General features: G+C 59.3%; 13 protein-coding genes and 4 pseudogenes. 4 read left to right on the top strand and 13 right to left on the bottom strand.

Features of this window, described 5'->3' with window-relative positions; genetic code table 11:
* The 4 genes and pseudogenes from N8E89_RS13080 to N8E89_RS13100 form a co-directional block, all read right to left on the bottom strand.
* Positions 1-814: pseudogene (locus N8E89_RS13080) on the bottom strand (enoyl-CoA hydratase family protein).
* A pseudogene (locus N8E89_RS29330) lies at positions 807-1,314 on the bottom strand (MarR family winged helix-turn-helix transcriptional regulator). The pseudogenes N8E89_RS13080 and N8E89_RS29330 overlap by 8 nt, the downstream one beginning before the upstream one ends.
* Positions 1,311-2,075, bottom strand: a complete 765-nt coding sequence (locus N8E89_RS13095; protein ID WP_106667278.1) for an SDR family NAD(P)-dependent oxidoreductase — start codon at positions 2,073-2,075, stop codon at positions 1,311-1,313. The pseudogene N8E89_RS29330 and the gene N8E89_RS13095 overlap by 4 nt, the downstream one beginning before the upstream one ends.
* Positions 2,076-4,373 carry a bifunctional salicylyl-CoA 5-hydroxylase/oxidoreductase gene (locus N8E89_RS13100; protein WP_262260132.1) on the bottom strand — a complete coding sequence of 766 codons (2,298 nt, stop codon included), beginning with the start codon at positions 4,371-4,373 and terminating at the stop codon, positions 2,076-2,078.
* Between the two features lie 134 nt (positions 4,374-4,507).
* On the opposite strand from N8E89_RS13100, the gene N8E89_RS13105 reads away from it, so the two are divergent.
* From N8E89_RS13105 to N8E89_RS13115, 3 genes are all read left to right on the top strand, one after another.
* A complete protein-coding gene (locus N8E89_RS13105) occupies positions 4,508-5,272 on the top strand; it encodes an enoyl-CoA hydratase/isomerase family protein (protein ID WP_262260134.1) in 765 nt (254 codons plus the stop codon).
* A gap of 1 nt (position 5,273) precedes the next feature.
* Positions 5,274-6,422, top strand: a complete 1,149-nt coding sequence (locus N8E89_RS13110) for a 3-hydroxyacyl-CoA dehydrogenase NAD-binding domain-containing protein (RefSeq protein WP_112760527.1) — start codon at positions 5,274-5,276, stop codon at positions 6,420-6,422.
* Between the two features lie 145 nt (positions 6,423-6,567).
* Positions 6,568-7,623 (top strand): aldo/keto reductase, encoded by a 1,056-nt coding sequence (locus N8E89_RS13115; protein ID WP_106667282.1) that lies wholly within the window; start codon positions 6,568-6,570, stop codon positions 7,621-7,623.
* Positions 7,624-7,680: 57 nt separating this feature from the next.
* On the opposite strand, the gene N8E89_RS13120 is transcribed toward N8E89_RS13115, so the two are convergent.
* Both N8E89_RS13120 and N8E89_RS13125 read right to left on the bottom strand, forming a co-directional pair.
* On the bottom strand, positions 7,681-8,970 hold the full coding sequence (locus N8E89_RS13120) for an Hsp70 family protein (RefSeq protein ID WP_262260139.1): 1,290 nt from the start codon (positions 8,968-8,970) through the stop codon (positions 7,681-7,683).
* A 146-nt stretch (positions 8,971-9,116) separates the two neighbouring features.
* Entirely contained in the window at positions 9,117-10,028 is a 912-nt protein-coding gene (locus N8E89_RS13125; protein ID WP_106667284.1) for a LysR substrate-binding domain-containing protein, read from the bottom strand.
* Positions 10,029-10,143: 115 nt separating this feature from the next.
* Here N8E89_RS13125 and N8E89_RS13130 point away from each other — a divergent pair, with 115 nt between their 5' ends.
* A complete protein-coding gene (locus tag N8E89_RS13130) occupies positions 10,144-11,148 on the top strand; it encodes an aldo/keto reductase (protein WP_106667285.1) in 1,005 nt (334 codons plus the stop codon).
* Positions 11,149-11,206: 58 nt separating this feature from the next.
* Here the strand turns inward: N8E89_RS13130 and gnd are convergent, their stop codons facing one another.
* The 7 genes and pseudogenes from gnd to N8E89_RS13165 form a co-directional block, all read right to left on the bottom strand.
* The gene (gene gnd / locus N8E89_RS13135) at positions 11,207-12,229 is read right to left on the bottom strand and encodes a phosphogluconate dehydrogenase (NAD(+)-dependent, decarboxylating) (RefSeq protein WP_112760528.1); all 1,023 of its coding nucleotides are present in this window, start codon (positions 12,227-12,229) and stop codon (positions 11,207-11,209) included.
* Between the two features lie 181 nt (positions 12,230-12,410).
* Positions 12,411-12,666: pseudogene (locus N8E89_RS13140) on the bottom strand (hypothetical protein).
* Between the two features lie 28 nt (positions 12,667-12,694).
* Complete coding sequence (locus tag N8E89_RS13145) at positions 12,695-12,853, bottom strand: hypothetical protein (RefSeq protein ID WP_162739682.1); 159 nt, start codon at positions 12,851-12,853, stop codon at positions 12,695-12,697.
* Complete coding sequence (locus N8E89_RS13150) at positions 12,850-13,110, bottom strand: hypothetical protein (protein WP_162707203.1); 261 nt, start codon at positions 13,108-13,110, stop codon at positions 12,850-12,852. The genes N8E89_RS13145 and N8E89_RS13150 overlap by 4 nt, the downstream gene beginning before the upstream one ends.
* Before the next feature lie 207 nt (positions 13,111-13,317).
* Positions 13,318-13,440: a hypothetical protein gene (locus tag N8E89_RS13155; protein ID WP_257791394.1), complete on the bottom strand. Its 123-nt coding sequence runs from the start codon at positions 13,438-13,440 to the stop codon at positions 13,318-13,320.
* Positions 13,441-13,690: 250 nt separating this feature from the next.
* Positions 13,691-16,911 (bottom strand): annotated as a pseudogene (locus N8E89_RS13160) (efflux RND transporter permease subunit).
* A 36-nt stretch (positions 16,912-16,947) separates the two neighbouring features.
* Positions 16,948-18,168, bottom strand: a complete 1,221-nt coding sequence (locus N8E89_RS13165; RefSeq protein ID WP_112760545.1) for an efflux RND transporter periplasmic adaptor subunit — start codon at positions 18,166-18,168, stop codon at positions 16,948-16,950.
* Positions 18,169-18,334 lie beyond the last annotated feature (166 nt).

The following is an 18,334-nucleotide window of genomic DNA, read 5'->3' on the forward strand; positions in this document are numbered from 1 at the left end:
TCAATTGCCCTCGAAAACCGGCGTCTGATGCGCAACGAAGGCTTTGTAGGCGCGCTCGAAATCCTGCGTCTGCATGCAGATCGCCTGTGCCTGCGCTTCTGCCTCTATGGCCTGATCGATGGACATGCACCATTCCTGGTTGAGCATGGTCTTGGTCATCATGTGGCCGAACGTGGGCCCTTCGGCCAGGCGCTTCGCCAGCTTCAGCGCTTCGGCATCGAAGTTCCTCCGCCACGACAATGCGATTGTAGAACCCCCACCGCTCGCCTTCTTCAGCCGACATCGAGCGTCCGGTATAGAGAAGTTCGGCGGCGCGGCCCTGACCGATGATCCTCGGCAATATGGCACAGGCGCCCATGTCGCAGCCCGCGAGGCCCACCCGGGTGAACAGGAAAGCCGTTTTTGCATTGGTGGCCGCCAAACGCAGGTCCGATGCCATGGCGATGATAGCACCAGCACCAACGCACACGCCATCGACCGCCGCAATGACAGGCTTGCCGCAATGGATGATCGCCTTGACGAGATCCCCGGTCATGCGGGTGAATTCGAGCAGGCTCTTCATATCCATCTTCACCAGCGGCCCGATAATATCGTGCACATCGCCGCCGGAACAGAAATTGCCCCCATTGGAACCGAAGACCACCGCCTTGATGTCGTCGGCATAGGCGAGGGCGCGGAAACAATCGCGAAGTTCGGCATAACTGTCGAACGTCAGCGGGTTCTTGCGTTCCGGGCGATCGAGCGAGATGACCGCAATGCCGTCCTCGCAGTGCCATTTGAAATGGGTGGCCTGGTAGTTCGCCATCTCACGCATCTTGGTCCTCCCCGGGGCTGAGGCCCTGCGAATGTTCAATCGTATCGAGCATGGAGATCAGCCGTGCGGTGGTATCCGGCGACAGACTTCCGAAAATCTCATTGATCCAGAGTTGATGCGCCGCGGCCATCTTGGCGAATTCCTCACGGCCCTTGTGCGTCAGACGTACCAGCATGGCGCGCTTGTCACCGGCAACCGGCACGCGCAGCACGGCACCGTCCGCAACAAGCCGCTTCGATGATGCCCGTTACATTGCCGTTGGAAACGCGCAATGCCGAAGACAGCTCGCTCATCTTGAGACCCTCCTCAAAACGATAGAGCGCGGCCATGACGTCAAATCGCGGCAGCGTCGTATCGAACTCGATACGCAGCTTTTCCCGCACCGTCGCCTCGACATGCTTGGTGGCCTTCAACATCTTCAGCCAGACACGCAAGCTTTGCTTGACCAGCGCAGGGGATGGACTGGTCGCAGCGGACGAACGCTGGTCAGGATCGCTCATACTTCGCCTCCCGATATGGAAATAGCCTGGCCTGTGAAGGACCCCGAGTGCGGGCCGCAGAGCCACAGCACGATCTGCGCAATCTCGTCCGGCTGGATCAGCCGCTTCTGAGGATTGGTTGCGGCAAGCGCCGCAACCGCTTCGTCGCGGCTTTTCCCGGTCTTCTCCATGATGGTTTCAAGGGAACGCTCAAGCAGCGGCGTGTCGGTGAAGCCGGGACAGATCGCGTTGACGGTGATCCGGGTCTTGGCAAGCTCCAACGCCAGCGAACGCGTCAACCCGACGACACCGTGCTTGGCTGCAGTATACGCCGATACGTAGGGGTAGCCCTTTAGACCTGCAGTCGAGGCAATAGCTATAAGACGGCCGTTGTTGCGCTTCATCATGCCGGGAAGGGCGTGATGATAGGTCATGAAGACCCCGGTGAGATTGAGATCGATCTGGCTTTTCCAGGCCTGCAGGTCAATCCGGTGAAATGGGGCGCTTTCCGCGGCACCCGCATTGGCAACGGCAATATCGAGTTCGCCGACGTCCGCGCTGATTTGCTCAAACAAGCTTCGCGATGAGGCCTCGTCTGTCACATCGGCAACGATCGGCACGATCCGCTCCGATTTTGCAGCGGTCTCCTCCAGCACATTCTGGCGCCGTCCTGAAATGACCACGCGGGCGCCTTGTTCTGCCAGTTTGAGAGCGATCGCTGCACCGACGCCAGAGCCGCCGCCAGTGACCAAAGCAATTTTTCCGTCAAGAGAAACCGTCATTTATGCACCCTCGATTGGAGTGACAATCTCGGCGCGCTCGGCGAGCCGGAACATCTGGTCGCGGCCCTGGTGATACGGCTTCGGCCAGGCTTCGACCTTGTCGCCAAGCGCTACAGCCGCGTGCAGGGTCCAGTAGGGATCAGCCAGGTGCGGCCGGGCTAGACAGACGAGATCGGCCCGCCCCGCCAGCAGGATGGAATTGACGTGGTCGGGTTCGTAGATATTGCCGACCGCCATCGTTGCAATCCCCGTCTCATTGCGGATGCGGTCCGAGAATGGCGTCTGAAACATGCGGCCATAAACAGGGCTTGCCTGTATCGACGTCTGACCGGCCGACACATCGCAAATATCGGCACCGGCCTCCTGCAACATGCGGGCGACCTCCACGGCATCTTGCGGCGTGATACCTTGCTTGCCAACCCAGTCATTGGCGGAAATACGCACCGAGATCGGCTTTTCGCTCGGCCAAGCCAGGCGGACTGCCCGGAAGACCTCGAGCGGATAACGCATGCGATTGCGCAGCGAACCGCCATATTCGTCGGTGCGATTGTTCATCATCGGCGTGATGAACGACGACAGGAGATACCCATGCGCGGCGTGCAGCTCCAGCATGTCGAAGCCGGCACGGTTTGCCATTTCCGCCGCCGTGACGAATTGATCGCGCACCTGGTTCATGTCGGCGCGCGTCATGGCGCGGGGGATCTGATTATCCCTGGACCACGGCACGTTTGAGACCGAAAGAACCGGCCAGTTGCCGTCGGGCAAGGGAACGTCCGTGCCCTCCCAGCCGACGCGCGTCGAACCTTTCGCGCCGGAATGCCCGAGCTGGCAGCAGATCTTCGCATCGGTCTCGGCATGGACGAAATCGGCGATCCGCTTCCATGCCGCTTCATGCTCGGGAGCATACATGCCGGTGCAGCCGGGCGAGATACGTCCTTCCGGACTGACGCAGGTCATCTCGATGGTGACCATGCCCGCGCCACCCTTGGCGCGTTCGCCGTAATGCACGAGATGCCAGTCATTCGGCGTGCCGTCCACCGCCTTGTACTGGGCCATTGGTGAAACGACGACACGGTTCTTCAATTCCATCCCGCGCAGGCGGAAGGGCGCGAACATTGGCGCACGGCGGGTTCCTTGACGCGCACCGGCCTTTTCCTGGAACCAGCCCTCGGCGCTCGCCAGCCAGTTGCGGTCGCGCAAGCGAAGGTTTTCATGGCTGATGCGCTGCGAGCGCGTCAGGAGCGAATAGTTGAACTGGACCGGGTCCAGGCCGAAATAGCGTTCGACATCTTCGAACCATTCGAGCGAATTGCGCGCTGCCGATTGCAGGCGCAGCACCTGCAGGCGCCGCTCTTCTTCATATTTGCTGAAGGCCGCCGGAATTGACTTTTCCGTATGAAGATACTCGGCCAGAGCGATGGCGCTTTCCAGCGCCAGCTTGGTGCCCGATCCGATCGAGAAATGCGCCGTTGCCGCTGCGCCGCCGAGCAGGACGACGTTCTTGTAAGACCATTTCTCGCACAGCACGCGCGGAAAACTGATCCAGGCGGACCCGCGAATGTGATTGGCATTCGTCATCAGGGCATGGCCGCCAAGATATTTCGCAAAGATCCGCTCGCAGACCGCGATGGATTCCTCCTGGCTCATGTCACCGAAGCCGAACTTGTCCCAGGTGGCTTGACTGCATTCAACGATGAATGTCGCCGTGTCGCCGTCAAATTGGTAGGCGTGGGCCCACACCCAGCCATGCTCGGTTTGTTCGAAGATGAAGGTGAAGGCATCGTCGAATTTCTGGTGCGTGCCAAGCCAGACGAACTTGCATTTGCGTATGTCGATTTCCGGCTTGAAGTGCTCGGCGAATGTCGTGCGCGTGCGTGAATTCAGCCCATCCGCCGCGATGACCAGATCATATTCGCTCGCCAGCGCTGCCACATCGTCCACAGGCGTCTCGAAGCGCAGGTGCACGCCGAGCTCGCGGGCGCGGTCCTGCAACAGCAGCAGCAATTTCTTGCGGCCAATCCCGCAGAAGCCGTGGCCTGTCGAGACGGTTTCGGTATTCTTGAAATGGACCGCAATGTCGTCCCAATAGGCAAATTGCGCACGGATGGCTTCCGCGCTGACGGGATCATTGGCTGCGAGATTGCTGAGTGTTTCATTGGAGAGGACAACGCCCCAGCCGAATGTGTCGTCGGCCTTGTTGCGCTCGATAACAGTAATGTCACGTTCTGGATCGCGCAGTTTCATGCTGATCGCGAAATAGAGACCAGCGGGTCCTCCTCCAAGACAAGCGATCTTCATCAGACATGCACTCCGGTTTGACCTTCGTCGTGGCTTATCGTGTCACTGTGCGAAAATAATTTCAAGTATGAAATTTCATGCTTGAATAATTGCCGGATTGTGCGGATAGTCGGGCAGAAATTGGGAGGCGCGATATGGAAAACTATATCCGGATCGAACGACAGGATGGCTTTGCAGTCCTGACGCTGCAGCGCCCCGGCGTGCGCAACGCTCTCAACACCGGCATGCTCGAACAATTGGCGGAAGCCCTTTCGCAATTTGATCGCGATCCCGCGATACGGACCGTCATTTTGACCGGCGCAGAGGGTAATTTCGCCTCCGGTGCCGATATCGCCGAGATTGCCGGCAAGACTGCCGTGGATGGGGTCCAGGATATTCGCGCGCAATATTGGGAGACGGTTGCGAGGTTCAGAAAGCCGCTCATCGCGGCGGTTGAAGGCTTTTGTCTCGGGGGTGGTTTCGAGCTTGCGCAACGCTGTGATTTGATCGTAGCCGCGAACAACGCTGTGTTTGGCCAACCTGAAATACGGCTTGGCCTGATCCCCGGCGCCGGCGGCATTCAGCGCCTTGCAACGAGCATCGGCAAAGCCCGCGCCATGCGGCTGGTTCTCACCGGCGAGACGATTACGGGAGGTGAGGCGCTCGACTGGGGTCTCGTGTCGCACATAGCCGCGCCCGGCGAAGCGCTGCAGTTCGCTGTGGAACTCGCTGGCAAACTGGCAAAGGGCGCGCCACTGGCACAGCAATTCGCCAAGCAGGCCGTGCTGGTCGCATTGGACAAGCCGGAAGGCTTCGATCTGGAGCGCCGCTCGTTCGAGCTGCTGCTTTCGACGGAGGACAAGGCGGAAGGAATCGCCGCCTTCCGCGCCAGGCGCAAGCCGGAATTCAAGGGGCGCTGAAGTGACTGACGCGATTCATACGATTGCGATCGTTGGTGCCGGTGTCATGGGACGGGGGATTGCCCATCTCATGGCGCGAGGCGGAAAGCGGACAATCCTCTACGATGCTGCTGCCGGCATGGCGGCAAAGGCCAAGGCGACCATCCTCGCCGATATCGAGCAGCGCATTGCACGCGGCAAGGCGGCGGACGCGGAACTGGCCGCCTGCAGCGGCAATATCATTATCGCCGGCGAGTTAGCCGATCTTGCCCCTGCTGGCCTTGTTATCGAGGCGATCATCGAGACGCTTGAAGCAAAGACCACGCTCTTCCGTTCACTCGAAACTGTGTGCGGGGATAGCTGCATCCTCGCCACCAATACGTCCTCTCTATCGGTCACCGACATCGCCCATGTCCTGCAAAAGCCGCATCGCTTTGCCGGACTGCACTTCTTCAACCCGGCCACTGTAATGAAACTGGTCGAAGTCGTTGCCGGGCCGTCGACGGACCGTGCAACCACGAGGCATCTCGTAGAACTTGTCACTGGCCTTGGCAAAACGCCGGTCGAGGTACGGGACAGCCCGGGCTTCCTCGTCAATCGCTGCGCGCGACCCTTTTATGGCGAAGCGCTCAAATTGCTGGAAGAAGGCGTTGCCGATGCTGCAACCATTGACGCCTGCCTCAAATCGGCGGGCGGCTTTCCGCTTGGACCGTTCGAACTGATTGATCTCGTCGGCGTCGATATCAACCTCAATGCCACGCGCGCTGTCTGGAATGCTTTCGGCCAGTCGCCACGTTTCAAGCCGTCAGCGCTTCTCGAAAATATGGTGCGGCAGGGCCGGCTGGGGCGAAAGACCGGTGCCGGGTTCTATGATTATCCGCGCGAGGCAAATGCGCCCGCAGGTCACGAACCCTGCGATCCGGACATTTTTCTACGCGTGGCCTCCATGCTGGCCAATGAAGCTGCGTTCGCTTATCAGGAGGGGCTTGCCTCACCCGGCGCGATCAATACCGCCTTGAAGCTCGGACTCAATTTCAACCATGGTCCGGGCGATCTGGCGAAGATGATCGGCGTTGCCGCAATCATCGACACGCTGAACCGATGCGCGCAAGACGACGCGTCCGGACGCTACGGCGTTTGCACTGCGCTTGCGGAGTTCGCAGAACAATAGCGCCCCCCGGAACCCGCGCACATCGTCGTTATTATGCATCCATGGGGGCGACATTTGCCCATGGGGCAAGTATATCTGGTTTTGGCCAAATCGAGGCCCTCAACCATTATTCTCAGCCTTATCATATCCGTCAGGAGTTCGAACCATGGAGTATCGTCAACTTGGCCGCTCCGGTCTTAAAGTATCCGCGCTCAGCCTGGGCACGATGACATTTGGCGGCGGAGGCAAGTTTGCCAAGACCGGTGATACCGACCTGCAAGGCGCCAAGCGTCAGATCGGCATGGCGCTGGATGCCGGGATCAACCTTTTTGATACGGCCGATGTCTATTCGGCGGGTGCGTCCGAAGAAATCCTCGGCCAGGCCCTCAAAGGCAAGCGCGACAGCGTTCTCGTCGCCACCAAGGCCCGATTCAGCATGGGCGAGGAGACCAATGATGCCGGTCTTTCGCGCTACCACCTGATCCGTGCCGCCGAAGCCAGCCTCAAGCGCCTTGGCACTGACCACATCGATCTGTACCAGTTGCATCAGTGGGACGGCCTGACGCCACTCGATGAGACGCTGGAAGCGCTGGATACACTCGTACGTTCCGGCAAGGTGCGCTATGCCGGCGTATCGAATTTTTCGGGCTGGCATCTGATGAAGGCGGTGGGCACCGCGGCGCTGAAAAACTTCATCGCTCCTGTCAGCCAGCAGATCCATTACAGTCTTGAGGCGCGCGAAGCCGAGTATGAGCTGATCCCGGCAACGCTCGACCAGCAGCTCGGTGTCCTTGTGTGGAGTCCATTGGCCGGCGGGCTTCTTTCCGGCAAGTATCGCCGCGACAGGGCAACTCCGGAAGGCACGCGCCAGCTTGCCAATTGGGGAGAGCCGCCGATCCGCGATCAGGAGCGCCTCTACGATGTCATCGAGGTTCTCGTCGCCATCGCCGAAGCGCGCAATGTCTCGGCGGCGCAAATCGCGCTTGCCTGGCTCCTTGGGCGCAAGGGCATAACGTCTGTTATCGTCGGAGCGCGCACGGATGCGCAGCTGGCGGACAATCTCAAGGCGGCCGATGTGACCCTGTCTGCCGACGAACGGGCGAAACTCGACAAGGTTAGCCAGCTTCCGCTCATCTATCCATATTGGCATCAGGCGTGGACCGCTTCAGACCGCCTTTCGGCTGCCGATCTTTCGCTGATCGAACCGCACCTGAACAAATAAGAGGCTCATGCCGGCCATTGCGGCCTGAGGCTCATGCCGGCCATTGCGGCCTGAGGCTCATGCCGACCATTGAGGAATGTCGTCGCGCTCGCCAATGAGCGCGAGGCCGTGGGCGATCGATAGCAGTTCGCCGCCGCTTTCGATGCGTCCGTGATCGAAACGTTCGGTGAAGATGCGCCGCACGGCAGGAACGAAAGACGTGCCGCCAGTGAGGAATATCCTGTCGATCTGCCCGGGCAGGGTGCCGGTCTTTTCCAGCACGTCGTCAAGGGCCCCTTCGATCCGCGCCAGATCGCCCTCGATCCAGCTTTCGAACTCGGCCCGGCGGATGGTCTTGTGCCCGCCGCGCCCCAGCGGTGCAAAGTTGAATTCTGCCTCATCGGCCGATGAAAGCGCGATCTTCGTTGCCGATACCGCCTGATACAGCGGATAGCCTTCATCGTGATCGACCAGATCGACGAATATCTCCAGCTTTTCAGGCTCCAGGCTGTCACGCACGAGTTTCTTCAACGCTGCAAATTCTTTCGAGGTCTTGAAGATCGAAAGCTGGTTCCAGCGGCCGAAATTGGCGTACCAGGACGCCGGAACTTCAAGTGTCTTGTCGAAACTCTTGAAGAAACTGCCTTTTCCGATTTGCGGTGCCACAATCTGATCGATCATGCGGTAATCGAAATGATCGCCGGCAACACCAACGCCTGAATGGCCGATGGGCGCCGCGCTGAGCTTGCCACCCGAGGTTTCGAAGCGGATGATCGAATAGTCCGTCGTGCCGCCACCGAAGTCGGCCACCAGCACGGTGGCATCGGATTTGAGGTTCTGGGCAAAATAGAACGCAGCGGCGACCGGCTCGTAGACGAAATGGATTTCGGGAAAGCCGAACCGGGTCAGGGCCTCGTTATAGCGTTGGCTGGCCAGCGCCGGGTCCGGATTTGCACCGGCAAAGTGCACCGGGCGGCCGGTGACAATGCGGCTGCCGTCTGCAGGCCAGCTGTCTCCGGCATACGTCCGAAGGCGGCGCAGAAATATTTCCATGAGATCTTCGAACGTCTGGCGCTTGGCGAAAATCAGCGTTCCCTGAAACAGGGCACTGGCAGCAAAAGTCTTGATCGACTGCAGAAAGCGGCACTCGCCTGGATGATCGATGAACTGGCGGATTGCGGCATGGCCGGCCTCCACTTTCAGCGCCGACGCTCCGGCGAGCGGGTCTTTCATGAATGAAAGAGCGGTGCGCATGCTGTCGGCAGTACCCGCTGTGCTGGTAAAGGCCATGGAACGCGTCGCCGCTCCATCGGCCAAGGCCATGACTGTATTGGTCGTGCCAAAGTCGAAACCCAGCGCCTGAGCCATCGCAGCGCTCCTTTTGTCCAATGAATTTCAGAGATCGAAATGTTTGCCTGCGAAGGCGGCCCAATGCGCCCTCGGCAAGGGAGGCGGGTCATGCCACAGCCGGGCGACAGATGCAAGGGAGGAGCGCGGGATCTGGCGCCCTTGTTCTAGGGCGTCAGCGCCCGTTCTCCGGGGCTCTTGATAAAATCAACGAAAGCCCGCAGCGGCGCCGGCATGTGCGTGCGGCTCGGATAATAGAGGCGGGGGCCCGTAAAGCTCTGCCACCATTGGCTGAGAACCGGGACCAGATCGCCCCTGCCCAACGCCTCGCTCAAATACTCCTCGAACGTGTGGATCAGCCCCAGGCCCGCAATTGCCGCGCCGACCCCCAGCTCCGCGGTTGAAGCAATTAACGGCCCTTTAGGAGCTATCTTTATCACCTCGCCATTTCGTTCGAATTCCCACGAGAGAATGACGCCGCTGGCGAAGCGATGGCGAATGCAGGCATGATTGACCAGATCGCGCGGATGCTGCGGCGTTCCGCGCGCCGCAAGATAGGATGGCGCCGCGGCAGCCATGAACCGCTGGGTGCGCGGTCCGATCGGGATGGCGATCATGTCGCGCTCGATGCTTTCATCATAGCGAATGCCTGCATCGAAACCCGCCGCAAGCACATCGATGAAACTGTCAGTGGCGGAAATCTCCAGCGTGATTCCGGGATGCGCCGCGAGAAACCGGTTAATGATAGGCGAAAGAATCCTCTGTGCCGCGATCGTCGGCACATTGAGCTTGAGTGTTCCTGTTGGGCTATCGCGAAAATTGTTCAGCGCATCCAGCGCCCCGGCGATCTCACCGAGCGCCGGTGTCAGTCGCGCCAATAACTGGTTCCCCGCCTCGGTTGGCGTAACACTGCGCGTCGTCCGGTTGAGAAGGCGCACGCCCACATGTGCCTCCAGCCGGCGAATGGCCTCGCTCAAGGAGGACGCAGAAACGCCGCGAAGCGCAGCGGCGGCGCGAAAGCTGCGCGTTTCCGCTACGGCCACCAGCGCGCCGAGGTCAGGAAGGACTGAATCGATCATTGTGCATTTTTCCGAACAGCCCGTACAGAATGCAACAGATTATCGCACAAAGAAAGACCTCATATATTGCTCGTTGAACAGTTCTTCCGATGGACAAAACCAAGGAGCGTTGAGAATGCAATATCGTCAATTAGGTGCAACCGGACCGCGCGTTTCTGAGCTGGGCCTCGGCTGCATGGGCATGTCGGCGATCTATGGTCCCTCCGACCGGACGGAAAGCATCGCCACGATTCATGCGGCGCTCGAAGCCGGCATCACGCTGCTCGATACCGGCGATTTCTATGATTCCGGGCATAATGAGCTGTTGATCGCCGAAGCGCTAAAAGGCAGGAAGCGCGAGAATTCCATCATCAGCGTCAAATTCGGTGGGCTCCGCGATCCGGCCGGCGGCTGGAGCGGCTTTGACGCGCGGCCTGAAGCCACAAGGAATTTCCTTGCCTACTCGCTGAAGCGGCTCGGTGTCGATCATATCGACATATATCGCCCAGCGCGGCTCGACCCCAATGTTCCGATCGAAGAAACCATTGGCGCAATAGGCGACATGATCAAGGCTGGCTATGTCAAGCATATCGGCCTTTCGGAAGTCGGCCCGGAAACGATCAGACGCGCCGCCGCCGTTCATCCGATCGTGGACCTTCAGATAGAATATTCGCTGATCTCCCGCGGCATCGAGGATGGCATTCTCGAAACCTGCCGCGAACTTGGCATCGGCATTACGGCCTATGGCGTACTTTCACGCGGCCTGATCAGCGGACACTGGACGAAGGATCGCGCCAAGCCCGGAGATTACCGTGCCCACAGCCCGCGCTTCCAGGACGAAAATGTCGACAAGAACCTGGCCCTGGTCGATGCCTTGCAGAAAATCGCCGAAGCCAAGGGCGTCACTGTCGCGCAAATCGCCATCGCGTGGGTTGCGGCACAGGGCAAGGATATCATTCCGCTGGTCGGTGCCCGGCGCCGTGACCGGCTGGCGGAAGCGCTCGGCGCTCTCGAGGTAACGCTGACGCCAGTGGATATGGCCGCGATCGAAAAAGCGGTTCCAAAAGGCGCCGCTTCGGGCACCCGTTATGCTGAAGCGCAGATGGCGCACCTCGACAGCGAATCCCGGCATCAGCATTGATCGTCGCCCATGAAACCCCGGAGGCAGAACTGTCTCCGGGAAATGGCCCGGGATGTCGTTATCCCCGCGGCTTCTTTTCCGCATGCCCGCCAAACTCGCTTCGCATGGCGGAGAGGATCTTGTTGGCAAATTCGGCATTGCCACGCGAACTGAAGCGCTCCTGCAATGCAGCGCTGAGCACAGGGGTCGGGACGGCCTCGTCGATCGCTGCCATGACAGTCCAGCGGCCTTCGCCGGAGTCCGAGACATGCCCTTCGTAGCTCGCGAGCGCGGGATCCTCGTAAAGGGCATCGGTGGTCAGGTCGAGCAGCCATGAACTGATCACGCTGCCGCGCCGCCATACCTCGGCGATTTCCGGCAGGTCGAAATTGTACTGGTAGTGTTCAGGATGCTGCAGCGGTGTCGTTTCCGCGTCGGCTTCATGCGGACGCAGGCCGATATCGGCATTGCGCAGGATGTTCAGGCCCTCGGAATAGGCGGCCATCAGTCCGTATTCGATGCCGTTATGAACCATCTTGACGAAGTGCCCGGCGCCATGCGGGCCACAATGCAGATAACCCTGATCGGCAGTACTGCCGGTCTTTTCCGGCCGGCTTGCGGTGACCGGGACATTTCCTTTGCCCGGTGCAAGCCCGGCAAAAACGGGCGACAGATGCTCGACGACGGCTTTTTCTCCGCCGATCATCAGGCAATAGCCGCGCTCGAGACCAAAAATACCGCCGCTTGTCCCGACATCGACATAATGGATACCGTGTGATTTCAGCTCGCCGCTGCGCCTGATATCGTCATGATAGTAGGAGTTGCCGCCGTCGATGACGATATCGTCCGTGTCGAGCAGCGGGACGAGTTTGGCAAGGACCTGATCGACAACGGCGGCGGGCAGCATCAGCCAGACCGCGCGTGGCCGCGCCAGCATGGAAACAAACTCCTCCAGCGAGGTTGTCCCCTTGGCTCCCTGCCTTTCAAGATCGGTCATGCTCTCGGCGCGGGTGTCGTGCACGACACATTCGTGGCCATGCTTCATCAGGCGCTGCGCCATATTGTTGCCCATGCGTCCCAATCCAATCATACCAAGCTGCATCTCGAGTCTCCTCGGTAAGGGGTGAAATCTGTATTGGAGGCTGCACGTTATCCGGGACCGGGACAATAACCAAGGTATCCCGCGCCTGTTTGAAGGCACGAACTTTGGCACGATATGGTGAGATCACGGGTGCCATGATCGATGCGCCGCGAGATCGTGGTCCGCTCTCGGCGATCGCCACTCACCACCGGCGGTAACGGCGATCGTAGATGATCAGCGGCGTATTGAATTGCATCTGTTCGAATTGCGCGCGGCTCGCAGCGCGGCGGTCAAGCTCCAGATTAAGCAGGCAGGAGGCGAGATCCATCGGTTCCGCGCCTGAAGCCGTAGGATGCGCAGGTCTGGCCATCGATCGCCCGCCGTTCTTCGGGTGTCATTGTCGTGCATCCGGCGATAAGCAGGATCAGCAGGAGCGCCGAAAGGGTCACTCGTCTCATCGGTTTCTCCCGCCAGTTACCCGGGGTATCATTGGGCTGGTTTGAACTGCTTTCGCTTGCGCTCTTTGCGTTCACGCTCATGGCGTTCCACTGTGGCGATAAGATTTTGGGAAGCAAAATAGGCGTAGCCGACAACGAGAGTACCCAGGACTACAGATGTAATCAGATATGCCAATTCGTTCGTCATCTGAATCCTCGAGCCAAAGTGGCTTTGCCAGTTATATGTAGCCCATATGATGTCACGAGCCAATAGATGCTCGATACAACAACAAAAATCCAGCGGCGAGAATCGTAGGATAGCGTTACCTCCGGATTGCTCATCAATACCGCTGCAGGGCCTATAAAGCCGACTACAACCGTTGCCGTTGATAGACGATCAAGCGATGCAGAAAAATACTTTACTATCTCATTGTCACGAGCCTGAGTATCAATATCGGCGTTCATTTAAGCGCTTCCTGTGCAGAAAACAGGACCGCACTATCCCAATTCCTCAGGATATTTGACAGCCAGACTTTGGTTGAACGGACTGATCAGGAAAGGAGGGTCAATGACCATCAGGTCACATCAGGAATGGGCCGACAATCATGAATAGAATAATAGCGCCTGCCAGAAACGGCAGGATTGAAAACCCCGAGGAGGTGGGTTGGGGTCTCAATACCAATTTGGCAATGTCAGCAGCACTGTTGCTGCGATTTCGGTAAATATGACGAAGACGACGAACGGAATGAACCCGTCGCTGATCTTCCGGTTGTCATTGGCTGCTGCAAAGCTCATTAAAGGCTGCTCCCGATTTAACGGCCCTCGCAGTACGCAAACGGGCCATGATCGTCAGTGCCGAAACTCGGCTTGGTCACGCAACTGTAACAGCTTGAAACCTTTTGTCACCAAAAAAGTTCTCATCCCTGCTCAATCTCGGCGTGAACTGCTCTTTCCGGCGCCGGCGCATGCTTTCGAAACAATGTAATATCAAAGGTTTGTTTCCAGCGGCGCATGTGCAGGAAACAGATGCGCCGCCGGGGTTTTTTCACTCTGCTGGCGTTGCCACCGGGGCAATAACGCCGGAATTGTGGCCTGATTCGCCTTCAAAATGGCTGCCATGACTGGAATGCCTGAGCGGACGATTGCCCGAGAGCGCGCGCACCAGCACGTAGAACACCGGTGTCATGAACAGGCCGAACAATGTCACGCCGATCATGCCGGCAAACACCGCTATGCCCATGGCGCTGCGCATTTCCGCACCGGCGCCGGTCGAGGTGACGAGCGGCACCACGCCCATGATGAATGCCAGCGACGTCATCAGGATCGGCCGCAACCGCAGCCGGCTTGCCTCGATCACCGCCTTGAAGGGCGTTGCTCCCGCAAACTCGAGCTCGCGCGCAAACTCGACGATCAGGATGGCGTTCTTGGCAGAGAGACCGACAAGCACGATCAGCCCGATCTGCGTGAAGACATTGTTGTCTCCAGCCGTCAGCCAGACACCGGTGAGGGCGGCCAGCAGCCCGAGCGGCACGATCATGATAATCGACAGCGGCAGGGCCAGGCTTTCATATTGCGCAGACAGCACCAGGAACACCAGCAGGATCGACAGCGGGAAGATCAGGTAGGCAGAGTTGCCCGCTATGATCTCCTGATAGGTCAGTTCCGTCCACTCGAACCCGATCCCGGCGGGAAGCGTTTCGGCAGCGATCTTCTCCACCGCCGCACGCGCCTGACCGGAAGAGTAACCCGGTGCCGCATTGCCGTTCACATCGGCTGAAAGGAAGCCGTTATAGCGCATGACGCGATCCGGTCCGGCACTCGACGAGACCTTGAGCAGCGCCGACAGCGGGATCATTTCTCCCGAGCCGGAACGAACCTTCAGATCGCCAATGTCTTCGGCCTTGGCACGGAAATCCGATTCCGCCTGCATGCGGACGGAATAGGTACGGCCGAACTTGTTGAAGTCGTTGACGTAGACCGAACCCAGATAGATCTGCAGCGTGTTGAAAATCTCCGGCAGCGATACATTGAGCTGACGCGCTTTGGCACGGTCCACATCGGCATAAAGCTGCGGGACATTGATCTGGTAGCTGGAGAACAGGCCCGTCAGCTCGGGCGCCGTTGCCGCCTTGCCGAGGAACGCCTTGGTCGCCTCGTCGAGGGCCTGATAACCAAGTCCGTTGCGGTCCTCGATCTGCAGCTTGAAACCGCCGATTGCGCCAAGACCCTGGACGGGGGAGGCGGGAACACGGCGCTGAACGATTCCTGGATGCCGAACAATTGCTGGTTGAGCTGCATCGCGATCGCACCGGCACTGAGTTCCGGTGTCTTGCGTTCCTCGAATGGCTTGAGCGACACGAAGACAATCCCGGCATTGGCACTGTTGGTGAAACCATTGATCGAAAGGCCCGGGAAAGCGATGGTGCTTTGGACACCCGGTATCTTGAGCGCCATGTCGCCGATGCGGCGGACAACGGCTTCAGTCCGGTCGAGTGTTGCACCATCCGGCAGCTGGGTAAAGCCGACCAGATACTGCTTGTCCTGCGGCGGCACGAAACCGCCCGGCACGCTCTTGAACATGAAGGCCGTCGCGCCGATGAGCAGGAGATAGATGCCCATCATCGCGGTCTTGCGCGAGATCACGCCGCGCACGCCCTTGCTGTAGCCATTGGCGCCGCGCGTAAACACAGCGTTGAAGCCACGGAACAGCCAGCCCAGCGTCTTGTCCATGAATCGTGTCAAGGCATCTTTCGGTTCGTCATGCCCCTTCAGGAGAAGAGCGGCGAGGGCAGGTGACAGGGTCAGCGAGTTGAAGGCCGAAATGACCGTCGAGATCGCAATCGTCAGCGCGAACTGGCGGTAGAACTGTCCCGTCAACCCGGTGATGAAGGCGAGCGGCACGAATACTGCCACCAGCACCAGTGCAATGGCGATGATAGGTCCGGAAACCTCGCGCATGGCCTGTATCGTGGCCTGTCGTGGCGCAAGTCCGTTCTCGATATTGCGCTCGACGTTTTCCACCACGACGATGGCGTCATCCACCACGATCCCGATGGCGAGCACCAGACCGAAAAGACTGAGCGCGTTGACGGAAAACCCGAAGAGATGCATCACCGCGAACGTACCGATGATCGAGATAGGCACCGCGATCAGCGGAATGATCGAGGCGCGCCATGTCTGCAGGAACAGGATCACCACCAGCACAACCAGCACGACCGCTTCGAGCAGCGTGTGCACCACGGCCTCGATCGAGGCACGGACAAACTGTGTCGTGTCATAAACGATTTCGTAGTCCACACCTTCCGGCATGGTCAGCTTCATCTCGTCCATCACGGCACGGACCTGATCGGCGATCTGGATTGCGTTCGAACCCGGCGCCTGGAATACGGGGATAGCGACGGCAGGTTTGTTGTCGAGCAGCGAGCGCAGCGAATACTGGGCGGCGCCAAGTTCGATCCGCGCAATATCGCGCAAATGGGTAATCGCCCCATTTGGAGCGGTCTTGACGATGATCTGGCCGAATTCTTCCTCGGTCTGCAACCGTCCTTGCGCGTTCACCGACAATTGCAGGTTGACGTCATTCGGGCTCGGCGAAGCGCCGATGACACCCGCGGCAGCCTGCACGTTCTGCGCGCGGATTTCGCTGAGAACATCCGTTGCCGAAAGGCCAAGCTCCGCCGTCTTCTGCGGGTCGAGCCACACACGCATGGAATAATCGCCCGAACCGAACAGCTGCACATCGCCGACACCATCGATACGGGCCAGCCGGTCCTTGATGTTGATCAGGGCGTAATTGCGCAGATAGGTGATGTCGTAGCGATTGTTCGGTGAGATCAGGTTGACCACGAGCATCAGATCCGGCGAACTCTTCACCGTGGTGATGCCGAGGCTGCGTACTTCTTCCGGCAGGCGGGGTTCGGCCTGCGAGACGCGGTTCTGCACAAGCTGCTGTGCCTTGTCTGGGTCCGTACCGAGGGCAAAGGTGACGGTCAGCGTCATCTGGCCGTCGGCGGTTGCCTGGCTGCCCATGTAGAGCATGTCTTCGACGCCGTTGATCGATTCCTCGATGGGCGTCGCCACGGTTTCGGCGATCACCTTCGGATTGGCACCCGGATATTGCGCCCGCACCACGATGGATGGCGGCACAACATCCGGATATTCCGAAACCGGCATGGCCGTCAGGGCAATAAGGCCGCCCAGGAAAATCACGAAAGAAAGAACGCCCGCGAAAATCGGGCGATCAATGAAGAAATTGGAGATATTCATTTCAGGTTCCAAACCTGCCCCTCGCGGGGCTCTCAATTATTGCTTTGCCTTGGCCTGGTCGGCCAGCGCCTGCTGGTTGGGCGCCTGGCCACCCATCGCCACCGTTTCAGGCGCGACGAGTGAGCCAGGCCGGACGCGCTGCAGACCATTGACCACGATCCTCTCGTCCGCCTGGAGGCCGGCCGTGACGATGCGCAGCCCGTCGGCCCGGGCGCCAAGGGTAATCTCGCGATACTCGACGATATTCTGGGGATTGACGACCATGACGAACTTCTTGCTCTGGTCGGTTCCCACAGCCTTTTCGTCGACCAGCAGTTCCTGCCGTTCGTTGGCCTGGCCCATGCGTACCTTGGCGAATTGGCCCGGCATGAGCTTGCCGTTCGCATTGTCGAACACCGCGCGAACCTTGACGGTACCGCTGGCCACATCGACGCTGTTGTTGATCAGCTGTAGTTTGCCTGCAACGCCGCTCGAGCCCTGCACGTCCATCTGCACCGGGATGCGATCAACGAAATCGCGGCTGTTCAGGCCCTCGGGAAGTCCGGCAAGCGCATTGGCAACGACGTTCTCGTCTGCTTCGAAGCTCGCATAGATCGGGCTGATCGAAACGAGCGATGTGAGAAGCGGCGCGCTCGGACCCGCGGCGATCAGATTGCCCGGGGTGATTTCGATACGCCCGACGCGGCCGGTGATCGGCGCGCGAATATCGGTATAGTCAAGGTTGAGCATTGCCGTCTGGAGCACCGCCTGCGCGGCCTGAAGGTCAGCCGCAGCGCTTGTCTGGACATTGAGACGCTGATCATAGTCGCTCTGCGAAGCAAAGCGCGAATTCACGAGCTGCTTGCCGCGTTGAAGCTCATTCTTTGCAAAGTCGAGTTTCGACTGGGCGGAATTGACCTGGGCGCGGGCCCGCGCAACTTCTGCCTCATAGGGGGCGGGATCGATTTTGACCAGCAGGTCACCCTGCTTGACGATCGCGCCTTCCTTGAAAGCAATCGATTGGACAGCGCCGGCAACGCGCGAGCGCACCTCGACCGCATCGATGGCCTCGAGGCGGCCGGAGAATTCGTTCCACTGGGTCACTAGCTTCGGCTGGACGACGGCCACGGAGACGGGCATGGCCTGGGCTGCGGCTGGCTGCTTTTCGCCTTCCGCATGGCTTTTCGGGAGTTCGAAGAACTGCGTGCCACCGACCGCCGCAAGCGTCAGAACAATACCGCTGACATAGAGACTTTTCTTGAAAGTGCTGATTGACATCGTGGTCATCCTGCTTTGAAGGTGTGTGCCATTGGGAGGATGGCAAATCGGGAATTCATGATTGACGTTCCATACCGGTCGGTATAGAACGGCTGATATAAGGCTGCGGCACAGCAGCTGTCAACCGATTTTATACCGACCGGTATAATTCTTCTAGGGAGTCTTG

It is taken from the genome of Phyllobacterium sp. A18/5-2 (genome assembly GCF_025452215.1).
GTDB classification, from domain to species: Bacteria; Pseudomonadota; Alphaproteobacteria; order Rhizobiales; family Rhizobiaceae; genus Phyllobacterium; species Phyllobacterium sophorae.

Excerpts from the sequence above, each read along its gene's own strand:
- N8E89_RS13105 (WP_262260134.1), top strand. The coding sequence starts at position 4,508 with ATGGAAAACTATATCCGGATCGAACGACAGGATGGCTTTGCAGTCCTG.
- N8E89_RS13165 (WP_112760545.1), bottom strand. The coding sequence starts at position 18,168 with ATGTCAATCAGCACTTTCAAGAAAAGTCTCTATGTCAGCGGTATTGTT.
- N8E89_RS13130 (WP_106667285.1), top strand. The coding sequence starts at position 10,144 with ATGCAATATCGTCAATTAGGTGCAACCGGACCGCGCGTTTCTGAGCTG.
- N8E89_RS13095 (WP_106667278.1), bottom strand. The coding sequence starts at position 2,075 with ATGACGGTTTCTCTTGACGGAAAAATTGCTTTGGTCACTGGCGGCGGC.
- N8E89_RS13145 (WP_162739682.1), bottom strand. The coding sequence starts at position 12,853 with ATGACGAACGAATTGGCATATCTGATTACATCTGTAGTCCTGGGTACT.
- N8E89_RS13100 (WP_262260132.1), bottom strand. The coding sequence starts at position 4,373 with ATGAAGATCGCTTGTCTTGGAGGAGGACCCGCTGGTCTCTATTTCGCG.
- N8E89_RS13115 (WP_106667282.1), top strand. The coding sequence starts at position 6,568 with ATGGAGTATCGTCAACTTGGCCGCTCCGGTCTTAAAGTATCCGCGCTC.
- N8E89_RS13150 (WP_162707203.1), bottom strand. The coding sequence starts at position 13,110 with ATGAACGCCGATATTGATACTCAGGCTCGTGACAATGAGATAGTAAAG.
- N8E89_RS13155 (WP_257791394.1), bottom strand. The coding sequence starts at position 13,440 with ATGAGCTTTGCAGCAGCCAATGACAACCGGAAGATCAGCGACGGGTTC.
- gnd (WP_112760528.1), bottom strand. The coding sequence starts at position 12,229 with ATGCAGCTTGGTATGATTGGATTGGGACGCATGGGCAACAATATGGCG.
- N8E89_RS13120 (WP_262260139.1), bottom strand. The coding sequence starts at position 8,970 with ATGGCTCAGGCGCTGGGTTTCGACTTTGGCACGACCAATACAGTCATG.
- N8E89_RS13125 (WP_106667284.1), bottom strand. The coding sequence starts at position 10,028 with ATGATCGATTCAGTCCTTCCTGACCTCGGCGCGCTGGTGGCCGTAGCG.